Raw genomic sequence first — 481 nt, forward strand, 5'->3', positions numbered from 1 at the left:
TGACGAGTTCTAACTTGGCTTCATTGCACCGTTTGACAGGTAACTTTGTAATCTCGCTAAGTTGAGAATCGGTGATTCTGTCCATTGGTTTATTCCACCCATAGGTTTTACGCAGAATGGCAAGCAGCACTTTAAACTGTCGCTTGGTCAGATCTGCGCCCGAATAAGCCTCAAGCAGCATATTTGATAGTCTGGCGTAACCATCATCGAGATCTGCCACATTACGCTCCTGTCCGGCAAAGTTACCTCTGCCGAAGTTGAGTATTTTTGCTGTATTTGTCATAATGACTCCTGTTGATAGATCCAGTAATGACCTCAGAACTCCATCTGGATTTGTTCAGAACGCTCGGTTGCCGCCGGGCGTTTTTTATTGGTGAGAATCGCAGCAACTTGTCGCGCCAATCGAGCCATGTCGTCGTCAACGACCCCCCATTCAAGAACAGCAAGCAGCATTGAGAACTTTGGAATCCAGTCCCTCTTC

General features: G+C 47.0%; 2 protein-coding genes. Both read right to left on the reverse strand.

Going from position 1 to position 481, the window contains the following annotated elements:
* On the reverse strand, positions 1-283 hold a 283-nt coding region (locus tag J0A68_RS22480; RefSeq protein ID WP_206580504.1), incomplete at its 3' end, for a replication protein.
* Positions 284-315: 32 nt separating this feature from the next.
* Positions 316-468 carry a CII family transcriptional regulator gene (locus J0A68_RS22485; protein WP_369075010.1) on the reverse strand — a complete coding sequence of 51 codons (153 nt, stop codon included), beginning with the start codon at positions 466-468 and terminating at the stop codon, positions 316-318.
* Positions 469-481 lie beyond the last annotated feature (13 nt).

This window comes from Algoriphagus oliviformis (assembly GCF_017254915.1).
GTDB lineage: Bacteria > Bacteroidota > Bacteroidia > Cytophagales > Cyclobacteriaceae > Algoriphagus > Algoriphagus oliviformis.